General features: G+C 68.7%; 21 protein-coding genes and 1 riboswitch. Of the genes, 15 read left to right on the forward strand and 6 right to left on the reverse strand.

Going from position 1 to position 22,566, the window contains the following annotated elements; translation table 11 throughout:
• Positions 1–18 precede the first annotated feature (18 nt).
• From fabD to thiE, 4 genes are all read left to right on the forward strand, one after another.
• Positions 19–954 carry an ACP S-malonyltransferase gene (fabD, locus tag BM397_RS00425; protein WP_092426652.1) on the forward strand — a complete coding sequence of 312 codons (936 nt, stop codon included), beginning with the start codon at positions 19–21 and terminating at the stop codon, positions 952–954.
• 184 nt (positions 955–1,138) lie between these two features.
• Positions 1,139–1,257, forward strand: a riboswitch (TPP riboswitch).
• A gap of 128 nt (positions 1,258–1,385) precedes the next feature.
• Complete coding sequence (gene thiC, locus BM397_RS00430) at positions 1,386–3,191, forward strand: phosphomethylpyrimidine synthase ThiC (protein WP_092426649.1); 1,806 nt, start codon at positions 1,386–1,388, stop codon at positions 3,189–3,191.
• On the forward strand, positions 3,188–3,988 hold the full coding sequence (thiM, locus tag BM397_RS00435; protein WP_092426646.1) for a hydroxyethylthiazole kinase: 801 nt from the start codon (positions 3,188–3,190) through the stop codon (positions 3,986–3,988). The genes thiC and thiM overlap by 4 nt, the downstream gene beginning before the upstream one ends.
• Positions 3,985–4,614: a thiamine phosphate synthase gene (gene thiE, locus BM397_RS00440; protein ID WP_092426644.1), complete on the forward strand. Its 630-nt coding sequence runs from the start codon at positions 3,985–3,987 to the stop codon at positions 4,612–4,614. The genes thiM and thiE overlap by 4 nt, the downstream gene beginning before the upstream one ends.
• Positions 4,615–5,010: 396 nt before the next feature.
• Here thiE and BM397_RS00445 read toward each other — a convergent pair whose 3' ends face one another.
• Positions 5,011–6,069: a dipeptidase gene (locus BM397_RS00445; protein WP_092426642.1), complete on the reverse strand. Its 1,059-nt coding sequence runs from the start codon at positions 6,067–6,069 to the stop codon at positions 5,011–5,013.
• A 32-nt stretch (positions 6,070–6,101) separates the two neighbouring features.
• The gene (locus tag BM397_RS00450; protein ID WP_342707621.1) at positions 6,102–7,493 is read right to left on the reverse strand and encodes a hypothetical protein; all 1,392 of its coding nucleotides are present in this window, start codon (positions 7,491–7,493) and stop codon (positions 6,102–6,104) included.
• 308 nt (positions 7,494–7,801) lie between these two features.
• Here BM397_RS00450 and phnC point away from each other — a divergent pair, with 308 nt between their 5' ends.
• The 5 genes from phnC to BM397_RS00475 all read left to right on the forward strand — a co-directional run bounded on the left by phnC (position 7,802) and on the right by BM397_RS00475 (position 12,544).
• Complete coding sequence (gene phnC / locus BM397_RS00455; protein WP_092426640.1) at positions 7,802–8,620, forward strand: phosphonate ABC transporter ATP-binding protein; 819 nt, start codon at positions 7,802–7,804, stop codon at positions 8,618–8,620.
• A gap of 66 nt (positions 8,621–8,686) precedes the next feature.
• A complete protein-coding gene (gene phnD / locus BM397_RS00460) occupies positions 8,687–9,586 on the forward strand; it encodes a phosphonate ABC transporter substrate-binding protein (RefSeq protein ID WP_092426636.1) in 900 nt (299 codons plus the stop codon).
• A 130-nt stretch (positions 9,587–9,716) separates the two neighbouring features.
• Positions 9,717–10,583, forward strand: coding sequence for a phosphonate ABC transporter, permease protein PhnE (gene phnE / locus BM397_RS00465; protein ID WP_092426634.1), 867 nt, complete (start codon positions 9,717–9,719; stop codon positions 10,581–10,583).
• 1 nt (position 10,584) lies between these two features.
• The gene (phnE, locus tag BM397_RS00470; protein ID WP_092426632.1) at positions 10,585–11,895 is read left to right on the forward strand and encodes a phosphonate ABC transporter, permease protein PhnE; all 1,311 of its coding nucleotides are present in this window, start codon (positions 10,585–10,587) and stop codon (positions 11,893–11,895) included.
• 1 nt (position 11,896) lies between these two features.
• Complete coding sequence (locus tag BM397_RS00475) at positions 11,897–12,544, forward strand: LbetaH domain-containing protein (RefSeq protein ID WP_092426630.1); 648 nt, start codon at positions 11,897–11,899, stop codon at positions 12,542–12,544.
• Between the two features lie 199 nt (positions 12,545–12,743).
• Here the strand turns inward: BM397_RS00475 and BM397_RS00480 are convergent, their stop codons facing one another.
• The 4 genes from BM397_RS00480 to phnF all read right to left on the reverse strand — a co-directional run bounded on the left by BM397_RS00480 (position 12,744) and on the right by phnF (position 18,267).
• Positions 12,744–15,029 (reverse strand): methyl-accepting chemotaxis protein, encoded by a 2,286-nt coding sequence (locus tag BM397_RS00480; protein ID WP_092426627.1) that lies wholly within the window; start codon positions 15,027–15,029, stop codon positions 12,744–12,746.
• A gap of 119 nt (positions 15,030–15,148) precedes the next feature.
• Entirely contained in the window at positions 15,149–16,129 is a 981-nt protein-coding gene (locus BM397_RS00485; RefSeq protein ID WP_245696122.1) for a substrate-binding domain-containing protein, read from the reverse strand.
• Between the two features lie 126 nt (positions 16,130–16,255).
• Positions 16,256–17,437 (reverse strand): alpha-D-ribose 1-methylphosphonate 5-triphosphate diphosphatase, encoded by a 1,182-nt coding sequence (locus tag BM397_RS00490; RefSeq protein ID WP_092426624.1) that lies wholly within the window; start codon positions 17,435–17,437, stop codon positions 16,256–16,258.
• Positions 17,438–17,526: 89 nt separating this feature from the next.
• Positions 17,527–18,267, reverse strand: a complete 741-nt coding sequence (phnF, locus tag BM397_RS00495) for a phosphonate metabolism transcriptional regulator PhnF (protein WP_092426622.1) — start codon at positions 18,265–18,267, stop codon at positions 17,527–17,529.
• A gap of 114 nt (positions 18,268–18,381) precedes the next feature.
• On the opposite strand from phnF, the gene phnG reads away from it, so the two are divergent.
• Genes phnG through phnK form a run of 6 tightly spaced genes read left to right on the forward strand, consistent with a single transcriptional unit; the run spans position 18,382 to position 22,543 of the window.
• Entirely contained in the window at positions 18,382–18,837 is a 456-nt protein-coding gene (gene phnG / locus BM397_RS00500; protein ID WP_092426620.1) for a phosphonate C-P lyase system protein PhnG, read from the forward strand.
• Positions 18,837–19,418 (forward strand): phosphonate C-P lyase system protein PhnH, encoded by a 582-nt coding sequence (gene phnH, locus BM397_RS00505; RefSeq protein ID WP_425425949.1) that lies wholly within the window; start codon positions 18,837–18,839, stop codon positions 19,416–19,418. Before phnG ends, phnH begins: the two co-directional genes overlap by 1 nt.
• On the forward strand, positions 19,418–20,509 hold the full coding sequence (locus BM397_RS00510) for a carbon-phosphorus lyase complex subunit (protein ID WP_092426617.1): 1,092 nt from the start codon (positions 19,418–19,420) through the stop codon (positions 20,507–20,509). The genes phnH and BM397_RS00510 overlap by 1 nt, the downstream gene beginning before the upstream one ends.
• Positions 20,506–20,910: a hypothetical protein gene (locus BM397_RS00515; RefSeq protein ID WP_092426615.1), complete on the forward strand. Its 405-nt coding sequence runs from the start codon at positions 20,506–20,508 to the stop codon at positions 20,908–20,910. The genes BM397_RS00510 and BM397_RS00515 overlap by 4 nt, the downstream gene beginning before the upstream one ends.
• The gene (locus tag BM397_RS00520) at positions 20,907–21,776 is read left to right on the forward strand and encodes an alpha-D-ribose 1-methylphosphonate 5-phosphate C-P-lyase PhnJ (RefSeq protein ID WP_092426612.1); all 870 of its coding nucleotides are present in this window, start codon (positions 20,907–20,909) and stop codon (positions 21,774–21,776) included. The genes BM397_RS00515 and BM397_RS00520 overlap by 4 nt, the downstream gene beginning before the upstream one ends.
• Complete coding sequence (gene phnK / locus BM397_RS00525) at positions 21,773–22,543, forward strand: phosphonate C-P lyase system protein PhnK (RefSeq protein ID WP_092426610.1); 771 nt, start codon at positions 21,773–21,775, stop codon at positions 22,541–22,543. Before BM397_RS00520 ends, phnK begins: the two co-directional genes overlap by 4 nt.
• The last annotated feature ends 23 nt before the right edge of the window (positions 22,544–22,566 follow it).

Below are 22,566 nucleotides of genomic sequence, written 5' to 3' on the forward strand. Positions count from 1 at the left end.
GCCTTAGGAGAGACGATCATGACGCGAGCCTTCATTTTCCCCGGCCAGGGGGCGCAGACCATCGGCATGGGCAAGGCACTGGCCGAGGCCTACCCCGCGGCGAAAGCCGTCTTCGACGAGGTGGACGCGGCGCTGGGCGAGAGCCTCTCGTCGCTGATCTGGGAGGGTGACATCGAGACGCTCACCCTCACCGAGAACGCCCAGCCGGCGCTGATGGCGACCTCGCTTGCCGCCATGCGCGCGCTCGAGGCGGAGGGTATCGAGATCGGCGCCGCCAGCTTCGTCGCTGGCCACTCGCTCGGCGAGTATTCGGCGCTGACTGCCGCCGGTGCGCTGAGCGTCGGCGATGCCGCCAAGCTGCTGCGCACCCGCGGCAAGGCCATGCAGCAGGCGGTGCCCGTGGGGATGGGGGCCATGGCGGCGCTGCTCGGCCTCGACCTCGCCACCGCCCGCGCCGTGGCCGAAGAAGCCGCGCAGGGCGAGGTCTGCGCCGCGGCCAACGACAACGACCCGTCGCAGGTGGTGATCTCGGGCAACAAGGCCGCGGTCGAGCGGGCGCTCGACATCGCCAAGGAGAAGGGCGCCAAACGCGCGCTGCTGCTGCCGGTGAGCGCGCCCTTCCACTGCGCGCTGATGGCCCCCGCCGCGGAGGTCATGGCTGGCGCGTTGTCCGAGGTCGAGATCAAGGCCCCGAGCGTGCCGCTGGTCGCCAACGTCATCGCCGAGGCGGTCACCGATCCCGCCCGCATCCGCGAGCTGTTGGTCGAGCAGGTGACCGGCTCGGTGCGCTGGCGCGAGTCGGTGGAATACATGGTGGCGCAAGGTGTCACCGAGTTCTGGGAAATCGGCGCTGGCAAGGCGCTGTCTGGCATGGTCAAGCGCATCGAGCGCAGTGCCGCCCTGCGCAACGTCGGCGCCCCCGATGACGTGAAGGCCGCACTGGAAGCGGTCTGAGGCGCGCCTCAACTCTGACAAAAGAAAACAGGGGCGGTGCCATGCGGCGCCGCCTTTCTTTTCTGGTGAAGCCGGCCCGGCATCGCTTTCATCTTTCCAAAAATACTCAACAACGCCGTGCCGCCCGCGCTCCGCCGGGTAGAGGCCGCACCTTGACGCCCGCCCCGACTCGCCGCAGTGTGCCCGAACTCACCCGGGGGGTCCCGACAAGGGGCTGAGATTCTGCTGGCGTCCGCGCAGCGCAGTGACCCGACGAACCTGATCCAGTTCATACTGGCGTAGGGATGGTGCACTGGCGTTGCCGGGGGCTCTGGGCCCCGTGTTTGCGGATAGGAGATGCGGGGCGCACCCGCGCCTTGCCCGCAGCAGCGTCACCCCATTCACGCACCGGAACTGGGTCTCCACCGCTTCGAGCTTGGAGGCTCCGACCGATGAAAGACCTTACTCCAACAGTCACCTGCGGGCCGCTGCCCGCGTCGCGCCGCGTCTGGCATGAAGGCACGCTCCACCCGCAGATCCGCGTTCCCATGCGCGAGATCGACCTGCACCCGTCCGCCGGCGAGCCGCCGGTGACCGTCTACGACAGCTCCGGCCCCTATACCGATCCCGCCGCCGAGATCGCGATCGACCACGGACTGCCGCGCCTGCGCGAGGGCTGGATCGACGCCCGTGCCGACACCGAGAGCTACGATGGCCGGCATGTGAAGCCCGAGGACAACGGTTTTGCCGAGGGCGCGCGGCTGGTGCCCGAGTTCCCGGTGCGCCACGCGCCGCGCCGGGGCAGCGACGGCAAGGCAGTCACCCAGCTGGCCTATGCCCGCGCCGGCATCGTCACGCCCGAGATGGAATTCGTCGCCATCCGCGAGAACCTCGGGCGCAAGGCCGCCATGGCCAAGCTCGAGCGGGACGGGCAGGACTGGGGGGCTTCGATCCCCGACCATGTGACGCCGGAATTCGTGCGCGACGAGATCGCCCGGGGCCGCGCCATCATCCCCGCCAACATCAACCACCCCGAGCTCGAGCCGATGATCATCGGCCGCAACTTCCTGGTGAAGATCAACGCCAATATCGGCAACTCGGCGGTGACCTCCTCGATGGCCGAAGAGGTGGAGAAGATGGTCTGGGCGACGCGCTGGGGCGCCGACACGGTCATGGACCTGTCGACCGGGCGCAACATCCACAACATTCGCGACTGGATCCTGCGCAACTCCCCGGTGCCCATCGGCACGGTGCCGCTCTACCAGGCGCTGGAAAAGGTCGGCGGCATCGCCGAGGATCTGACGTGGGAGGTGTTCCGCGACACGCTGATCGAGCAGGCCGAGCAGGGGGTGGATTACTTCACCATCCACGCGGGCGTGCGGCTGCACATGATCCCGATGACCGTGAACCGGGTGACGGGGATCGTCAGCCGGGGCGGTTCGATCATGGCCAAATGGTGCCTGCACCACCACCGCGAGAGTTTCCTCTACGAGCACTTCGAGGAGATCTGCGAGATCGCACGGGCCTATGACGTGTCCTTCTCGCTGGGTGACGGTCTGCGCCCCGGCTCCATCGCCGACGCAAACGACGAGGCGCAGTTCGCCGAGCTCGAGACGCTGGGCGAGCTGACGCAGGTGGCGTGGAAGCACGACTGCCAGGTGATGATCGAGGGGCCGGGCCATGTGGCCATGCACAAGATCAAGGCGAACATGGACAAGCAGCTCGAGACCTGCGGCGAGGCGCCCTTCTACACGCTCGGGCCGCTCACCACGGACATCGCGCCGGGCTACGATCACATCACCTCCGGCATCGGCGCGGCGATGATCGGCTGGTTCGGCACGGCGATGCTCTGCTACGTGACGCCGAAGGAGCACCTTGGCCTGCCTGACCGCGACGACGTGAAGGTCGGGGTGATTACCTATAAGATCGCCGCCCATGCCGCCGATCTCGCCAAGGGACACCCGGCGGCGCAGATCCGCGACGACGCGCTCTCCCGCGCCCGTTTCGAGTTCCGCTGGGAGGATCAGTTCAACCTCGCGCTCGATCCCGACACCGCCCGCTCGATGCACGACGAGACCCTGCCCAAGGAGGCGCATAAGGTGGCGCATTTCTGCTCTATGTGCGGGCCGAAGTTCTGCTCGATGCGGATCAGCCACGACATCCGCGCCGAGGCCCAGAAGGAGGGCATGGCGAAGATGGCCGAGAAGTTCCGCGAAGGGGGCGCGCTTTACCTGCCGCTGAAGGAGGACGAGACATGACCTCTGGCGCCCTGCTGAAGGAACTGCGCCAGACCAATCCGCTGGTGCAATGCATCACCAACTACGTGGCGATGAACATCGCCGCCAACGTGCTTCTGGCGGCGGGGGCCTCCCCGGCCATGGTCTCTGACGCCGAGGAGGCCGGCGAGTTCGCCGGCCTCGCCCATGCGCTGACAGTGAATATCGGCACATTGTCCGGTCCCTTCGTCGAGGGGATGCGGGCCGCCATCGCCGGGGCGCAGGCGGCGGGCAAGCCCTGGGTGCTCGACCCGGTGGCCTGTCAGGCGACCGGGCTGCGGCGGCGGGTGTCGGCGGAGTTGCTGGCGCGGCAGCCGACGGTGGTTCGCGGCAATGCCTCGGAGATCCTGTCGCTGGCGGGCGAGACCAGCCGTGGGCAGGGCGTCGACGGGCGCGACGGGGTGGAAGTCGCCGAGGCAGCTGCCCGCGCGCTGGCCCGCCAGACCGGCGGCGTGGTGGCGGTTACCGGCGCGGTGGATTTCGTCACCGACGGCAGCCGAGCCGTGCGGATCGGTGGTGGCTCGCCGTGGATGCCGCTGAACACCGCGCTTGGCTGTTCGCTCACCTGTCTTTGTGGCGCTTACGTGGGGCTGGGCGGCGATCCCTTCGAGGCCACGGTCGCAGCGCTCTCGCATTACGCCGTGGCGGGCAGCCACGCACATGAGGGGGCAACCGGGCCGGGCAGCTTCGCGCCGCGCTTCCTCGACGCGTTGCACAATCTGGCGCCCGAGGCGCTGGATGCCGGGGCCGAGCTGCGCGTGCTGGAAGATGCGGCATGAGGCGCTTTGACCTGTCGGTCTACCTGGTGCTCGATCCCGGCCTTTGCGCCGGGATCGGCATGGTCGAGACGGCGCGGCTGGCGGTGCGCGGCGGCGCCACCATGGTGCAACTCCGCGACAAGCAGGGCGGCACCGCACAGAGGATCGCGACCGGGCGGGCGCTGAAGGCGGCGCTGGCGGGGTCGGGCGCGCTGCTGATCGTCAACGATGACGTGGAGGCGGCACGGCAGATCGCTGCCGACGGGCTGCACGTGGGGCAGGGCGACATGTCCCCCGCCGAGGCGCGGGCGCTGGTCGGGCCGGAGATGCTGCTGGGCCTCTCGGTGGAAAGCCCCGAACTTGCGCGGGCGGTCGACCCCGGCGTCGTCGACTACATCGGGGCGGGGCCGGTCTTTGCCACGCCGACCAAGCCCGACCACAGGCAGCCCGTGGGCTGGGAGGGCCTCGCGGCGCAGGTGGCGGTGAGCCCGGTGCCGGCGGTGGCGATCGGCGGGCTGAAGGCCCCTCACGCGGCACAGGCAAAGGCGGCGGGCGCGCAGGGCGTGGCGGTGGTCTCGGCGATCTGCGGCCAGTCCGACCCCGAGGCGGCAGCGCGGCAGATCGCCCGCGCCTGGGGGGAAGCCTAGCTCCATATCGCGTGATCATGGCGCGGCGGGGCCGGCGTTCGCTGCCCTCAGCGCGCCCTGCAGGGCGCGCTCGTTTCGCCCAATGCCGCTGGCTGCGCCGTCACGGCACGGGGGGGCGGGCGCAGGTCACTACCGTACCACCACCACCGGATCAGAGTCGCTGCCCCGCAGACCGTCGAAGCGCCCCGTATCTCTGTCGGCAGTATCCGATTCCCTTGCTGGCCGCTGAGGCGACGGGGACCGCAGAGACGGTGCGGGCGGACAGGGGTGCCCGATGCGCAGGAGCGCACTGCCCGGACAGGAGAGAGCCGGGGGCGCTGCCCCCGGACCCCCGGGATATTTGGAACATATGGAAGGCGGGCGGAGGCGCGGTGATCCGCGCCTCTCAAGCCGCCTTCAGGCGCCCCAGGTCTTGCGCAGAACGCGCAGCCAGTTGCCGTGGCACAGCTTTTCCATCAGCGGTGCGTCGATTCCATGGGCGGTCATTGCCGCGCGCAGGTTGGGCAGCCCGGCGATGTCGGTGATCCCCTCGGGCACCGTCGCACCGTCGAAATCCGAGCCGAAGCCGACGCGGTCCTCGCCCAGCTTCCCGATCAGGTGGTCGAGGTGGCGCAGTACCTCGTCGAGGCTGCACGACGGGTCCATCCGCCCGTCCGGGCGCAGGAAGGCCGTGGCGAAATTGATCCCGACCATGCCGTCGCTCTCGGCGATCATCGCCAGCTGGCGGTCGGTGAGATTGCGGGCGTGGGTGGTCACCGCATGGGCGTTGGAGTGGGTGGCGACCAGCGGCGCGTCCGAAAGCGCGGCGACATCGTCCACGCCCTTCTCGTTGAGGTGCGACAGGTCGATCATCACCTTGAGCGCATTGCATTCCCTGACCAGCCTTTTGCCGGCCTCCGTCAGGCCCTCACCGATGTCCGGGGTCGCCGGGTAACGGAAGGGCACGCCGTTCCCGAAGATCGTCGGGCGCGACCAGACCGGTCCCAGCGAGCGCAGCCCGCGGGCGTGCAGCGCGTGCAGTTCCTCGAGGTCGGGGCCGATCGCCTCGGCGCCCTCGAGGTGCAGCACGGCGGCCATCTTCGGTCCGCCGAGCGCGGCTTCGATCTCGGCTGCGGTGGTGCAGGGGGTGATGGCGCCAGCGGCGGCCAGCGCTTCGAAGGCCTCGACGCCGCGCCAGGTGGTGTCCAGCGCCTCGGGCTGGGGGATCATCTCGGGCAGCGGCAGGTCGTACTGCGGCAGGCTCATCGCCGCCATGCTGTCGCCCGACGTGGCAGGGCTCGGCACGAAGATCGCGAAGAAACCGCCGCCGAAGCCGCCCGCCTGCGCGCGCGGCAGGTCGATGTGGCCGCTGCCGAGACCGTTGGTCACGCCGCGCGCGGTGACCGCGCCGCCCAGCAGACGCAGCAGCAGATCGTTGTGGCCGTCGAAGATGGGCGGGGTGGTCGCAAGCGTCATGAGAGGTCTTTCGATGGGGAAACGGGCGGGGGTCAATTGAGCAGGTAGCCGAGCACGAGCACCCAGGCCGACAGCAGCAGGAGCATGCACAGCATGTAGCTGCCGTTCCAGCGCAGACCGACATGGCGGGCGCTGACGTTGCCGAAACTGCCGATCAGCAGCGTCGTGGCGGTGAAGGGCGAGCTGATGCCTCCGAGCGCCCAGCCGGCGGTGATCGAAACCACGATGACCTCGGGCGGCACGCCCAGCTGGTCGGCATGGGGCACCAGCGGTGCAATCAGCGTGACCGCGAGAATGGGGTTCATGCCAAGCTGGCCCAGCAGCGGGATGATCCAGACGAAGCTGACGAGGACCAGCGCCGGCGGCAGGTCCTCCGGGTGGAAGCCCGAGGCCTTGACCAGGGGTGCCAGCAACGGCGCACCGACGGTGCCGATGAAGCCCGCCATCATCAGCAGCGTGACCTCGCCGCGGTAGGCAGGGAGCTCGCGGAAGACGAAGCCCGCGGCGCGCTCGCCCAGGGGGGCGCCGCCCTTGCGGCGTTGCAGCAGCGCCCAGACGGTGGCCATGATCGGCACAACCAGCAGGACGATCGCGATGATCCGCAGCCCGGTGAGCGATTGCAGGATCAGCACCGACACCACGAGCAGGCCGAGCAGCACCAGCAGCGGAGTCATCAACGCCCAGCTGCCCTCGGGTGCGGCGCGCGGGGCGGGCGGATGCGAGAGTTTCGGCTTGAAGAGCGTGTCGAGCGCCCAGCCGGTGAGGGTGATCAGCGCCGAGGTGCCGAGCGCCGGCAGAACCACCGAGCCCCAGCTGGTGCCGGGGATCAGCGCGGTGGTGATCGCCACGGAGAAGGACATAGGCGACCAGGGCAGCGAGGCGACGAAACCGCGCTGGATCGCCAGCAGCATGCGGCGGGTGCGGTGGCTGCGGATCTCGGCATCCGGCTCGTCCTGCGCCGCGGCGGTGGCGAGGCTGCCGAGCAGTGCGATGGCGCCGTAGTTGAGCAGCAGCGCAAAGGCCTGCCCGCCGAGGGTCAGCGCAAGGTAGCGCCGGCCGGGCGGCTGCAGCGCCAGGAAGTTGCCCGCGGCACGGATCGAGGCGGCCTGCTGCGCGGCGCTGCGCAACGTGGCGAGCGCGGCGAAGAAGGCGGCGATGAAGGCGGCGGAATGGAAGGCATCGAGCAGCACGCTTTGCCAGTCGGCAACCCGCCAGACCAGCGCGAGGCCGAGCAGCACCGCCGTGGCCACGAAGAGCCGCCGCCCGGGGGCGACCTGCAGCGTCAGCAGGCCCACCAGCAGGGTGACCGCCGGCACCACCAGCCCGTCGAGCGGACCGGTGAGATGCCATTCCTGGACGATCACCAGGCAGGTGATGAGCACCATCAGCAGGCCGGTCAGGCGGGTGATCGGGGTGGGGGCCACGGGAGGTGTCGTTGGCACGGTGCGGGTTCCAGTCTCGTGCGGGCTTTTGTACGGACATAGACCATCCTTGATGGCCAAGGGCAATGCCCCAAGGGCAGCCGTTGCGCGCGACCTCAGCGCAGACGCAGCGCGATGGCTGCGGCCAAATGCGCGAAATTCGGGCGTAATGCGCGACCAAACCTGGAGATTTCGCCCTCCGAACCGCCTGTCACCAAAGCTTCACCCAAATGACACCGAACCGAATCCTGTGCGTCACAGCGTCGATACGGTCGGGGGTGACAAGCCGCCTCGGACAGTCTGGGGGAACCATGCTTACCGTCGAACATCTGACGAAGCGCTTCGGCGCGAACACCGCCGTGGACAATGCGAGCTTCACGGTCGACCGCCCGATGATGATCGGGATCATCGGCCGCTCCGGCGCCGGCAAGTCGACCTTCCTGCGGATGATGAACCGGCTCACCGATGCGACCGAGGGCAGGCTGATCTTCGAAGGCCGCGACGTGCTGCAGCTCAAGGGCGCGGAAAAGCGTGGCTGGCAGTCCGATTGCGCGATGATCTTCCAGCAGTTCAACCTGGTGCCGCGCATGGACGTGGTGTCGAACGTGCTGCACGGCACGCTTGCCCGGCGGGGCACGCTGGCGACGATGTTCAACCTCTACCCGCGCGAGGACATCCACCGCGCCATCGACATTCTCGAGCGGCTCGGCATCGCGGCCCATGCGGCCAAGCGCGCCGAGGCGCTCTCCGGCGGCCAGCAGCAGCGCGTCGCCATTGCCCGGGCGCTGATGCAGGATCCCAAGGTGGTGCTCGCCGACGAGCCCATCGCCTCGCTCGATCCGATGAACGCCCAGCTGGTCATGGACGACCTGCGGCGCATCCACGACGAGGATGGGCGCATGGTCATCGCCAACCTGCACACGCTGGATACCGCGCGGCGCTACTGCGACCGGGTCATCGGCATGCGCGACGGGCGCATCGTCTTCGACGGCACCCCGGCGCAGCTGACCACCGGCGTGGCGCGCGACATCTACGGGGCGGGTGCCGATTTTTCGGAGAACGCCACCTCCACCGAGATCCGCGACCCCGTGGTCGCGGCGGAAATCCGGGCTGCGGAAGTCGCGGTCTGATCACCCGGGCCCATCGGGACGGGCCCAATTCCTGAGATGCCAAATTCTTGAAATGAGGGACAGAAGATGAAGAAACTGATCGCAGCCGCTCTGGCCAGCACCGTGCTCGTGGGCGCCGCCCAGGCACAGGAGATCACCGAGTTCCGCCTCGGCATCCTCGGCGGCGAGAACGCCCAGGACCGCATGACCTCGAACCAGTGCTTCGCCGACAAGATCGCCGAAGCACTCGGCGTCGAGGTGAAGGTTTTCACCCCCGCCGACTACAACGGCGTGATGCAGGGCCTGCTCGGCGGCACCATCGACGCGGCCTGGATGGGCGCCTCCTCCTACGCCGGCACCTATATCGCCGATCCCGAGGCGGTCGAGCCGGTGCTGGTCAAGCAGAACCTCGACGGCTCGATCGGCTACTACTCGATCGGTTTCGCCCGTGCCGACAGCGGCATCACCTCGCTCGAGGACCTGAAGGGCAAAAACTTCGGCTTCGGTGACCCGAACTCGACCTCGGGCTACCTGATCCCCTCGATCGAGATCGCGGCAGCTGGCTACGACATGACCCCGGGCACCTACTTCGGCGATGTCGTCTTCACCGGCGGCCACGAGCAGACCATCGTCGCGGTCAACAACGGCGACGTCGACGGCGGCGTGACCTGGGCCGACGGCCAGGGCAACTGGGAAGACGGCTACAACTCGGGCGCGTTGCGCAAGGCCGTGGATGCGGGCCTCGTCGACATGAACGACCTGGTGCAAATCTGGCAGTCGAACATCATCCCCGAGGGCCCCTTCGTGATCCGCAAGGCGCTGCCGCAGGACGTCAAGGACGCCGTCACCGAGCTGACCGCCAACCTCTGGGAAGAAGATGCCGACTGCGCCTATGGCGTGGCAGCGGGCGACGCCAAGGACTTCATCCCGGTGACCCACGCCGAGTACGAGTCGATCGTCGCGGCACGCCGCTCGAAGATCAACTGATCGCACGATCCGAGGGGACCCTGCCGATGCGCGGGGTCCCTTTTCGTTTACCGGAAGGCCGGGGTCCGATGAGGCTGCCGCAGATCGCGGCGATGCGCATCGGCCGGCCTGCCGCCCGCAGGACGTTTCGATGACCCAGACCCCCGACGCCCCCCACGATCCGCGCGGCCACTACATGGCCCTGATGGCGCAGAGGCGCCTCTACGGCGGGTTGACCCTCGCGCTGTTCGCGCTGCTGATGATCTCCGGCTTCATGCTGGCCGACGAGCGCAACGCGGGCGGCTTCTGGAGCGGACTGCCGCAGATATTCGACTTTCCCGCCGACGTGATCGCCGACACGCTGCCCAAGCTCGACCGGCTGCCCGGCCACCTGGTGCGCTACTTCCCGGCGCTGGTCGAGACGATCAACATCGCCGCGGTCTCGACGCTGCTCGGCGCCGCCGGGGCCATCGTGCTGTCGCTGCTCTCGACCCGCGGGCTGGCGCGCTGGCCGCGGCTGATCCCGGTCTTCCGCCGGTTCATGGACATCCTGCGCGCCGTGCCCGAGATCGTCGTGGCGCTGGTGCTGATCTTCGTGCTGGGTGGCGGGCCGGTGCCCGCCATGCTGGCGATCGCGCTGCACACCGCAGGCGCGCTCGGCAAGCTCTTCTCAGAGGTCAACGAGAACGCCGACCTCAAGCCGGTCGAGGGGCTCTCCTCGGTCGGGGCCACCTGGCTGCAGCGCATGTGGCTGGGCGTGGTGCCGCAGGTCTCGCCCAACTACTTCAGCTACGCGCTGCTGCGTTTCGAGATCAACATCCGCGCCTCCGCCATCCTCGGCTTCGTCGGGGCCGGGGGTATCGGCTACGAGCTGCGCAACGCCATGGCCTGGGGCAAGGGCCGCTTCGACGAGGCGGCGGCGATCTTCCTGCTGCTCTTCCTGACCATCGTCGTCTTCGACCAGCTTTCGAGCCATGTGCGCAATGCCATGATCTCCTCCAAGAAAGGAGGCCACTGAGATGGCCGACGCCGCGCTCTATGCCTCTGCCGACCGGGTCTTCCGCCGCAAGAAGATCCTCGCCTTCGGCCTGCCTGCCGTGATCCTCGCCTACCTGGCCTACATCTTCTTTGCCTTCGACCTTCCGGGGTTGGCCGAGCGGGCGCGCTGGGACAACGCCCGCACGCTGCTCGCCGACACCTGGAGCTACAAGACCCATGTCACCCGCGACAACCGCGGCGGCGGTATCACGGTGGCCATCGAGGGCGAGCGCAAGGGCGAATACCCCGAGGGCATCACACCCGACTGGGTGGCGCCGCAGGATGATGGCGCAGTCCGCGTTGCGCTGAAGGGCGGGCAGGAAGTCATGCTGCTGCCCGGCAACGGGTTCCGCTGGGAGGTGCCGGGCTACGGTCTCATCGAGGCCCGTCTCGAGGGCCGCGACATCGTCAGCAACCTGCCCGAAGACGGTCTGCCGGAGTGGATTTCCGCCTCCTCCTCGCGCTTGCAAGTTACGACCGACGGCGCGCGTGTGTCGCTGACTCGCTCGAAGACCGAGCTCTTCCGCTATTTCCCCGGCTGGGAGCTGTTCTTCTTCACCCTCGACAGCCCCTATCACGGCCACGGGCTGGGAGAGATCCTCCTCGGGGCGCAGATCGACCCCGCGCGCGGCAATCTCGCGGGGGCCTGGCGGGACTTCTGGGGCAATGCGATGTGGCGCCACAGCGACGTCGCCTGGGCCCTCTTCGAGACCCTGCTCATGGCCTTCCTCGGCACCATGGGCGCGGCGCTGGTCGCGCTGCCGCTGGCGTTCCTCTCGGCCAGGAATTTCGCGCCGCTCATGGCGCTGCGCTTCGGGGTGCGCCGGGTCTTCGACTTCCTGCGCGGGGTGGACGGGCTGATCTGGACCATCGTGCTCAGCCGCGCCTTCGGCCCGGGGCCGATGACCGGCGCGCTGGCGATCCTGCTCACCGACACCGGCTCCTTCGGCAAGCTGTTTTCCGAGGCGCTGGAGAACGTCGACGGCAAGCAGATCGAGGGCGTGGCCTCGACCGGGGCAAAGCCGCTGCAGCGCTACCGCTTCGGGGTGATCCCGCAGGTGGTGCCGGTGCTGGTCAGCCAGGTGCTCTACTTCCTGGAATCCAACACCCGCTCGGCGACCATCATCGGCGCGATCACCGGCGGCGGCATCGGCCTGCTGCTGACACAGGCGATGATCACCCAGAAGGACTGGGAAGAGGTGACATACTACATCATCCTGGTGATCCTGATGGTCATGGCGATGGACAGCGCCTCGGGCTGGCTGCGCCGCAAGCTGATCAAGGGGAACTGACATGCCGCGTCTCGGACAGGAGCCCTTTTTGCACCCCGACTGCGAGATCACCGGCTCGGAGCTCGGCGCCTTTGTCGAGATCGGCCGCGGCTCGCGGCTGAACCGGGTGGAGATGGGCGACTATTCCTACTGTGACCGCTACGCCGATCTGGCCAATGTCTCGGTGGGCAAATTCGCCAATATCGCCAGCTTCACCCGCATCGGGCCGACCGATCACCCGATGGGAAGCGCCTCGCTGCACCACTTCCTCTACCGGTCCGAGGACTACTGGGACGATGCAGGTCGCGATGAGGACTTCTTCGCCGCGCGCCACGCGCGCCGCGCTTTTGTCGGCCATGACACCTGGATCGGCCACGGAGCGGTGGTGCGCCCGGAGGTGACCATTGGCCATGGCGCGGTCGTCGCCTCCTCGGCGGTGGTGACCAAGGATGTGGCGCCTTACACGGTCGTCGCCGGGGTGCCGGCGCAGCCGCTGCGCCTGCGTTTCGCGCCGGAGCTGGCCGAGCGGATGATGGCGCTTGCCTGGTGGGACTGGCCGCATGAGTTGCTGCGGGCCCGGCTGGCCGATTTCCGGTCGATGTCGGCGGAGGCCTTCCTCGAGAAATACGAGGGCGCTCTGGCGGAAGCGGTCCCGGCTGAGCGGGCCTGACCACCCCGTCTGACCGTCTCCTGTCCAACCACGACCTATCTGACCACCACCTATCTGATCACCACCTATCTGACCGCCTCCTGTCTGGGCCTGCCTCCTGTCTCACAGTCTCCGCCCGAGCGGGTTTGTGTTTGGAAGCAGGGGCAAAAAGCGGTGCGTGTCGCGGCAGGTAAGCGGCGCAACACGTGCCGGATCGCTCTCACGCCGAGGCGGCGCGCCGGGCCGTGTCGGGCGCGGCCTCCTCTGTGCCGGCCCAGGTCTCGGTGCGGCTGCCGAGGGTGAAACGGCCGACGTTCTGCCGCAGCCCCTGCGCGGCGGTGCGCAGGTCCGAGCTGGCGGCGGAGGTCTGCTCGAACATGGCGGCGTTCTTTTGCGTGGTCATGTCCAGTTCGCTCACCGCGCTGTTAAGCTCCGACAGGCCGGTTGATTGCTCGCGCGCCGACTCGGCGATGGCGGTCACCCGGTCGGCGATCGTGCGGATCGCCTCGATGATCTCCTTAAGCGCGCCTCCGGTGCGGCCGACCAGTCGCACGCCGTTCTGTACATGATCGGACGAGGCGGTGATCTGCCCGTTGATCTCGCTCGCCGCCTCGGAACAGCGCTGCGCCAGGAGCCGAACCTCGGAGGCCACGACGGCGAAGCCCAGCCCGGCATCCCCGGCGCGCGCCGCCTCGACGCCGGCATTCAGCGCCAAGAGGTTGGTCTGGAAGGCGATGTCGTCGATCACCTTGATATTGCCGGAGATCTGCTGGAACGACGCTTCGATGACGCCGATCGCCTCGATCGTCTCGCGCACCACTTCACCGCTGGCCTGCGCGTCTTCGCGGGCCTTGCCGACAAGCCCGTCCACATCCGCCGCGTTCCTGGCGGCCTCTGAGACCGAGGCGGTGAGCTGATCGAGCGCGGCAGCGGTCTCTTCGACCGTCGCGGCCTGCCGCTCGGTGCGCTGTCCCAGCTCTTCGGAGGCCTGGGCGATGTGATCGACGTCATGGTTGATCGACGCTGCGCTTTGCGACACGTCGATCATCGCCTGCTGCAGCCGGTCGGTGGCGCGGTTGAAATCGCTGCGAAGTTGCGCGTAATCCTCGGGAAATTCCTGCGCGATGGTGCTGCCGAGATCGCCCTCGGCAAGCCGGGAGAGCGCGGTTTGCAGTGCCTCGACCACCTCTGTCTGCGCGCGCTGCATGGCGGCCCGGGCGCTGGCGCCGGACTGCAGTTCATCGCGGCTCTGCAGCAGGTCGCGGCGCAGCGCGTCGAGCGCGCGGGAGATGCGGCCGATCTCGTCACCTCGCTTCTGGGCCGGGATTTCGCTTTCGTAGTTCCCGGCAGCCACCTCGCCAACAGCGGCAGCGATGCGGCCCAGGGGGCGGGCCATGTTGCGGGCGGACAGTCCGGCGACCAGGAACGCGACCACGAGGGCCGGAATGGCGGCCCGGGCGAGCTTGGCCAGCAGGGCGCGCGGACCGGCGGCGATCACCTCGGAGGGTTCCGCCGCGAGCAGCGCCCAGGTGGTGCCACCCGCCGCGTCGGGGCCGCCGAGGCGCACCGGCTGGTAGGCGGCGGTGACGCTTTCGCCGCTGGGGAGAGTGAGCTCGGTGACGCCCTCTTCGCCGCCAAGGGCGGCGGTGAACGCTGGGTTCTCGGGCGCGGTTGTCGCGAGCGCACCGCTTTGCCCGGCAAGTCCGCTTGTGCTGCGGCGGGTGAAGTCGGGCCCGACCAGCGCCAGCCGGGTGGTGGGGGTCAGTGCAGAGGGCATAGCAAGAATGGCCGCGACCTCCGCCTCGTCGAGTTCGAAGGCAAGGGCGGCGACGGTATCTCCCCACTCGTTGGCCAGCGGCAGGGCCAGGAAACCCGCAACCGCGCCGTCGAGCGCGGCGTCCTCGGCAAAATCGCCGAAACCGAAGCTGGCGCCATCGGCGAGGGCGCCCCGGATCGCCCGACCGAGGGCGCCGCCGCCCTCGTCCAGGTTCGTCGCGAAATTGCCCTGCTTGCGGACGGAATAGATCACCTCGCCTTCGGCGGACACGATCAGCAGGTCGGCGATGTCGACCGCCTCGACCTGGCTGCGCATCGCCGCGTGGAACTTCTTGTGAAAGAGCGAGTAGGCGGTGGTTTCGCTGGCCTCGTCGAGGGCCTCGCGGGCATCGGGGGGATTGGGGTTTTCGTCGATGTAGCTCCGACGGAGCTGGGCATTGGCCTCTAGGCCGAGACCGCGATAGGCGCTGAGGAAGCTCGTGGTCGCCTCGACCGTCTGAGGTTCGTCGGCGAACTCGCCGAGCGCCTCGAGCTTTTCATCGAACCAATCCTCGAGCAGCGCGGCGCGGGTGTCGGCCACGGCTGAGAGGCGGAAGGAAACTTCCTGCATCAGTTGGGCGAAGGAGACATTGTAGGCGATGGCGCCAGCGACGCCGAGGCAGCCGAGCGCGATGGCAATCATCAGGGCGGGCAGCTTGATGGCGACAGAGAGGCTGCGCAGGCGGGGCATGGCGAGTTCCTGTAACTGCTGGCGGGGATGGGACGATCGGCCCATGGTCGGTTCCAGTTCAAACACGAAAGGCTGAACAAGCGCCTAATTGGGGCAGGGCGACCGCGGGTCGGGGAAGGTCAGTTCCCCAGCATGAAGGGGCCGGACATGCGCGCGGCGTTGCTGCTGTCGATGAGCAGGCAGTCGAAAAACTGTACCTCGCGGCTCTCGCGCGGTGCTCCGGTCCGGATGTAGTGATCGGCCTGCCGCACGGCTTCGGCGGCGAAGATGGCCACCGGCTGCAGCACCGTGTAGGCGAGCTCGCCGGAGAGCACCGCGGCCACCGCGTCGGGCGAGCCGTCGAAGCCGCCGACGGTGACCGAATCCAGCCGCCCTGCTTCCTTGAGCGCGGCCACTGCACCAAGCGCCATCTCGTCGTTGCCGGCGAGGATGCCGGTGATCAGCGGGCGCTCCGCGAGCAGCCTGCGGGTCTGTTCGTAGCCTAGGTCGCGGCTCCAGTCGGCGGCGACGGCGCCCACCCGGCTGAGCCCCTGTTCGGCACCGACAACCGCCGCGTAGCCGCGGGAGCGGATCTCGGCGTTCGGGTCCGTGGTAGCGCCGAGCAGCTCGATGTAGGAGCCCTGGTCGCCCATGTCATCGAGCCAGCGCCGGGCCCCGAGTTCCGCCCCCTGTGCGTTGTTCGATAGCAGCTGTGCGATGGCGAGGCCGGGCTGCGCCAGCCCGGCGTTGACGATGAAGGCGGGAACCCCCGCCGCCTTGGCCCGCTGGATCGCGACGGCGGAGTCCGTGGCATCTGCCGGATCGAGGATGATCGCATCGACCCCGGCGGCAATGGCGCTGTCGACATGGGTGCCTTCGATCAGCGGATCGCCGCCATGCGCAGCGATGACGGCCTTGTAGCCAAGCTCGGTCGCGGTCGCCTTGGCGACCTCGCCCTCGGCGGCCCAATAGGGGTTCTCGGGATCGTTGACGATGATGCTGATCCGGCCCTCGGCCCCGGCCTGCGCGGCCCCGAGCAGCAGCACCAGACAGAGCGCCGCCGCGAGCAGGGCGACCAAGCGGCGGGCAGGCATCCGTGACGGGCTGGCTTGGGTGTGCATGGGCATCTCTCCTCTGGCCATTGCGGTCCGCGGACCGGGTGGCGGGGTCTTACGACAGGAGAGTTGAACATCCGCTTAAGCTGCGCCGACGCCGCGGTGCCTGGAGCCGAGACGCCCCGGCGTGAGCTACTCTGCGGCCATGCGCTGGCCCTGCATTGCCGAGACCAGCCGGGCTCCGGCCTTGCCGGCGAGATAGGTCAGCCGGCCAGCGCAGACCGTCGCCTCGATGGCGCGGGTCTCGGCATCGATCACCACGAAGTCCGCACGCTTGCCGTGATCGAGGCTGCCGCGGTCGACCAGCCCCATGATCTCGGCCGGGGTGGTGGAGATCATCGCCCAGGCCTCGGGCAGGCTGCGCAGCCCCTTGTCGACCAAGGTCCAGGCCGCTTCCGCGAGGCAGGGGTAGTGGTAGTCCGAGACCAGCGCGTCGCAGAGCCCGGCAGCAATCAGGTGCTGGGCCGAGATATTGCCCGCCTGGCTGCGGCCGCGCACCACGTTGGGCGCGCCCATGAGCACGGGATCGTTGAAGGCGCGGGCCAGCTTTGCGGCGCTGACCGTGGTCGGGAACTCGGCGATGCGGGCCCCGATCAGCCGGTAGTACTCGCGGGTGTCGCCGTCGGGGTCGTCATGGCTGCCGTAGCGGATATCGTGGCTGTCAAAGCTCTCGGCCAGCGCGCAGAGATGGCGCGGCACGTCGCGTGAGCGGGCGCGCGCCTCGCGCAGCCGGGCGACGAAGGCGGTGGGGGTCTCGCCGGCGCGCTCGGCCCAGAGCGCAAGCCGGTGCGGGTCGCGATCGGCGACGTCGAGCGCCTCGGGCAGGTGATCGTTGAACACCACGTAATCGATCCCGTGCCTGAGCACCGCCGCCAGCATCCGTTCGCGGGTCTCGGGCATGTGGGTCTCGCAGCGGATCTGCAGGCGCAGGTCGGTGTGGGCGCGGGGCCGGTAGGCGGCGAGGGCGGCCATCACCTCCTCGGCGAAGTCGGGGCTGCGCATGCCGCCCTCCCAGCTCCAGCACTGCGCCAGCCAGGCGGTGGTGACACCGTGGGCGGCGGCCTCGCGGTCGGTCCAGCGCAGCCCCGCCAAGATCGGGAAGGGCGCAGAGGGGCGCGGTGCGATATGGCGCTCGAAGGCATCGCCGTGCAGGTCAATGATGCCGGGCAGCACGAGGTAGCCCGAGAGGTCGACCTCGGGCAGCGGCCCCTTGCTGATCAGACCCTCCTCGATCACCAGCGAACGCTGCTGAAGCGCGCCGTCGCGCAGGAGGGTCGCGCCGGTGAGGCGCAGGGGAGGAAGTAGCGCAGTCATGTTCGTCACCCGCCGTGGCTGCTCTGGGGTTTCGGGCGGTCCTACCCCGGGTCTGTGTCATGGGCATGACGCGGAGCATGACAGAGGCGTTACTCCGCGGGACCATTCTCTTCATGGTTGATCGTGAGAGCAACGCGATCGCCTGCGAACCAGGTATGCCCTTGCTCCACCGGGGCACCGTCCGGCCCGAGGTTCAGCGACGACGATCGCAGCAGCGGCTCGCCCTCGCGCAGGTTGAGGTGCAGCGCCTGGGTCGCCGAGGCGGGCTCGGCGGTGAGGCGGGTCTGGGCGCGGGTGTAGTCCGCGACCCCGTGGCGGCGCAGCGCCTCTGTGACCGAGTTGACCTCGCGCAGGGTCACGTCGAGCCCGGGTAGCCGGGTGATCGGAAAGATCGAGACGAAATGCGCCATGGGCACGCCGCCAGCCAGCGAGATGCCCTCGAGCACCAGCACCGGTTCGCCGGGCGCGAGGTGCAGCGCCTCGGCTTCAACCTCGTCGGCGGGGCGGGTCTCCATGCGCAATTGGCGGCGATCGGGCAGGCGGCCCGAGGCGCGGACGTTCTGGCTGAAGCGGGTGCGGCCGCCGATCGGGTAGTCCATCGGGGCCATGCGCACGAATACCCCGGCGCCGCGCCGCGAGTGGGTGAGGCCGCGGTCGCCCAGATCCTTCAGCGCGTGGCGCACCGTGTGGCGGTTGACGCCGAAGCGGGTGGCCAGCTCGGCCTCGGTCGGGAGCTTGTCGCCGGGGCGGTAGTGGCCGCGCGAGATCTCGCCCTCGAGCGTGGTGGCGATGGCATGCCAGACCGGAGAGCGGACGGGAGAACGGGGCATGTTGGAACCTCTGTCACCGAAACTTCATGCAATGAGCCCTTGCCCGACTCGGGGCCTGCGAGCTATTACATGTCTAGTTGTATAGTTATCTAGACAAATCGGCAAGGTGTCCAGATGGAAACTCCTGAACAGGAAATCGCCCTACGGCAGGGCTGGATGGGCCTCTTGGCGCGCGCCCCGGCCGAGCGGCTTGCGGCACTGATGGAGGGGGCGGATATGCCCGACTTCGACTTCGACTGGCTGCGCGTGCCCGAGACCGGCGGCGTCATGGTGCGGGGACGCATGGGCGGTACCGGTGCGCCCTTCAATCTCGGAGAGATGACCGTCACACGCTGCGCGCTGCGGCTGCAGAGCGGCGAGGTGGGGCATGCCCATGTGAAGGGTCGCAACCGCGCCCATGCCGAGCGCGCGGCGCTGGTGGATGCGCTGATGCAGGGGCCGCGGGCGGCGGAGGTGCAGGCGTCTGTGCTGGCGCCGCTGGCTTCGGAAGAAGCGGCGCAGCGCGATGCGCGGGCCGCCAAGGCAGCTGCGACGAAGGTGGACTTCTTCACCATGGTGCGGGGGGAATGATGCGGGACGATAGACTGAACGGCGACGTGCTGACGGGCGGTTTTGCCGACGCCCCGGTGCAGGCGGCGCGGGCCTTCCGCGCGGCGCTGGAGGCCATGGCGCGGCCGGGCAAGATCGAGACCGTCGAAGGCGCCGAGGGACCGGGAATTTCCACAGCGGCGGCGGTGCTGCTGCTGACGCTCTGCGACCGCGAGACGCCGATCCACCTGGCCCCGGGCTGCAACAGTGATGCGCTGCGGCACTGGATCGCCTTCCACATCGGTGCGCCGGTCGTGGCCGCCGACGAGGCGATGTTCGCCCTCGGCAGCTGGCAGGCGCTGAAGCCGCTGGACCGCTACCGGATCGGCACCGCCGAATACCCCGACCGCTCGGTGACGTTGATCGTCGAGGTGGCGGCGCTGGAGAGTGCGGGCATGAAGCTCACCGGCCCCGGCATCGAGACCGAGGCGGCGCTGAGCCTGCCCGAGGTCGAGGCCTTCGCGCGGAACGGTCTGCTCTTCCCGCTGGGATGGGATTGCTATTTCACCGCGCAGGACCGGCTGGCAGCGGTGCCGCGCACAACCAAAGTGGAGGCGCTCTGATGTATGTGGCTGTGAAAGGCGGCGAGCGAGCGATCGACGCGGCGCATGAGTGGCTGGCCGAGGAACGGCGCGGCGACGCCGCCGTGCCCGAGCTGACCGTGCCGCAGATCCGCGAGCAGATGGCGCTGGCGGTGAACCGGGTGATGGCCGAGGGCTCGCTCTACGATCCCGATCTCGCGGCGCTGGCGATCAAGCAGGCGCGCGGTGACCTGATCGAGGCGATCTTCCTGATCCGTGCCTACCGCACGACCCTGCCGCGGCTCGGCCATTCCGCGCCGGTGGACACCGGGGCGATGCGCTGCGACCGCCGCATCAGCGCGACCTTCAAGGACGTGCCGGGCGGGCAGGTGCTGGGGCCGACCTTCGACTACACGCACCGCTTGCTGGATTTCGCGCTTGAAGCCGAGGGCGAGGCGCCGCGTGCCCGAGAGGCAGAGCCGCGCCGCGAGCCGACGCCGCGGGTGACGGAATTTCTCAACAAGGACGGTCTGATCCAGGACGAGCCGCGCACTGACGCGACGCCGCCCGATATGACCCGCGAGCCGATGGAATACCCCGCGGGTCGCCCGCTGCGGCTGCAGGCACTGACCCGTGGCGACGAGGGCTTCGTTCTCGGCATGGCCTATTCCACCCAGCGCGGCTACGGCCGCAACCATCCCTTTGTCGGCGAGCTGCGCATCGGTGCGGTCGAGGTCGAGATGGAGGTGCCGGAGCTGGGGTTCCCGGTCTGCATCGGAGAGCTGACGCTCACCGAATGCGAGACGGTCAACCAGTTCGCCGGGTCCAAGCTTGAGCCAGCGCAGTTCACCCGCGGCTACGGGCTGGTGTTCGGCCAGACCGAGCGCAAGGCGATCTCCATGGCGCTGGTCGATCGGGCGCTGCGCTGGGAGGAGCTGGGCGAGGAGAACATCGGCGCCCCGGCGCAGGACGAGGAATTCGTTCTGGCCCATTCCGACAATATTCAGGGGACAGGCTTCCTCGAACATATCAAGCTTCCGCACTACGTGGATTTCCAGTCCGAGCTGGAACTGGTTCGCAAGATGCGGGCAGAGGCTCTGGGCACAGCAAAATTCAAGGAGGCTGCGGAATGAGCAAGGGCTATCACGGGGCGAAACTGCCCGAACTGGGCAAGGGTCAGGACTGGTACTGCGCATTGGTCGAGGTGGTCCGCATGCCGGGCACGCCCTGTCCCTTCTTCGGCGACGACGAAGAGGGCGGAGACGAAGACGCTGTGCTGGCGGTGCTGTGGATTTGCCTGTCGGCCAATTCCCCGGCCGAGGTCGAAGTGCAACTGACCGAGCACGTGGCGGAATGCGGCGGCGTGGCGAGCAGCATCGAGGACATCAAGCTGATCTCGTCCCCTTCTGACCTGCCGCTCGACGAGGACGGCGCGCCGGATGAGGGGCTGCTGGAAGCGTTCAGCGATCCAGACCTGGGCGACGAGATCGTCTGGGGCGAAATCTATCTCTTCGGCGAGGAGCCAGAGTCATGACCGATCAGGCCTACAACTTCGCCTATCTCGACGAGCAGACCAAGCGGATGATCCGCCGCGCACTGCTCAAGGCGCTGGCGGTGCCGGGCTACCAGGTGCCCTTTGCCAGCCGCGAGATGCCGATGCCCTACGGCTGGGGGACGGGGGGCGTGCAGGTGACTGCCGCCTGCCTCACCCCCGAGGACCGGCTCAAGGTCATCGACCAGGGCGCCGATGACACCACCAACGCCGTCTCGATCCGCAAGTTCTTTGAGCGCACCGCCGAGGTCGAGACCACCGAGCACACGGCCGAGGCGACGGTCATCCAGACCCGCCACCGCATCCCCGAACAGCCACTCGAGGAGGGGCAGATCCTCGTCTACCAGGTGCCGATCCCCGAGCCGCTGCGCTTTCTGGAACCGCGCGAGACCGAGACCCGCAAGATGCACGCGCTGGAGGAATACGGGCTGATGCACGTCAAGCTCTACGAGGACATCGCTCATAACGGTGCGATCTCCACCGCCTATGCCTACCCGGTGAAGGTCGAGGGGCGCTACGTGATGGATCCCTCGCCGATCCCCAAGTTCGACAACCCAAAGCTCGAGAGCGCGGCGATCCAGCTCTTCGGCGCGGGCCGCGAGCAGCGCATCTACGCGCTGCCGCCGCACACCAAGGTCGTCAGCCTCGATTTCGAGGATCACCCATTCGAGGCCAGCAAGGCGGACCATGACTGCGATCTCTGCGGCTGCGGCTCCAGCTACCTCGACGAGGTGATCACCGACGATGCGGGCGGGCGGATGTTCGTCTGCTCGGACACCGATTTCTGCGCCACGCGGCAGGCCGAAGGGCATCGTGGCGCGCTCTCCCCGCAGGAGGAATACGCATGACCCCGCTGCTCTCCGTCCAGGGCGTCACCAAGCACTACGGCGCGCGGCTCGGCTGCGGCGACGTGAATTTCGATCTCTGGCCCGGCGAGGTCATGGGCATCGTCGGCGAGAGCGGCTCTGGCAAGTCGACGCTGCTGTCGTGCCTGTCGGGGCAGCTTGCCCCCGACGCGGGCAAGGTGGTCTTCGACACGCGGGCCGAAGGGCCGCGCGACGTGCTCACCATGTCCGAGCCCGAGCGCCGGATGCTGGCACGCACGGACTGGGCCTTCGTGCATCAGAACGCCCGCGACGGGCTGCGCATGGGCGTCTCGGCGGGCGGCAACGTCGGCGAACGGCTGATGGCCGTGGGCGCGCGCAACTACGCCGATATCCGCGCGCAGGCGATCGACTGGCTGGGCCGGGTTGAGATCTCGGAAGACCGCGTCGACGACCGGCCGCGGGCCTTCTCGGGCGGCATGCAGCAACGTCTGCAGATCGCCCGCAACCTCGTCACCGGCCCGCGTCTGGTGTTCATGGACGAGCCGACCGGCGGCCTCGACGTTTCGGTGCAGGCGCGTCTTCTGGACCTCTTGCGCGGACTGGTGCGCGAGATGGGGCTCTCGGCGGTGATCGTCACGCATGACCTCGCTGTGGTGCGGCTGCTTGCCGACCGGCTGATGGTGATGAAGGGCGGGCAGGTGGTCGAGACCGGCCTCACCGACCAGGTGCTCGACGATCCGCAGCATGGCTACACCCAGCTGCTGGTGTCGAGCGTGTTGCAGGTATGAGCGGCGCCGGGCCCGTGGTGCGG

It is taken from the genome of Alloyangia pacifica, from assembly GCF_900116195.1.
Taxonomy (GTDB): Bacteria; Pseudomonadota; Alphaproteobacteria; order Rhodobacterales; family Rhodobacteraceae; genus Salipiger; species Salipiger pacificus.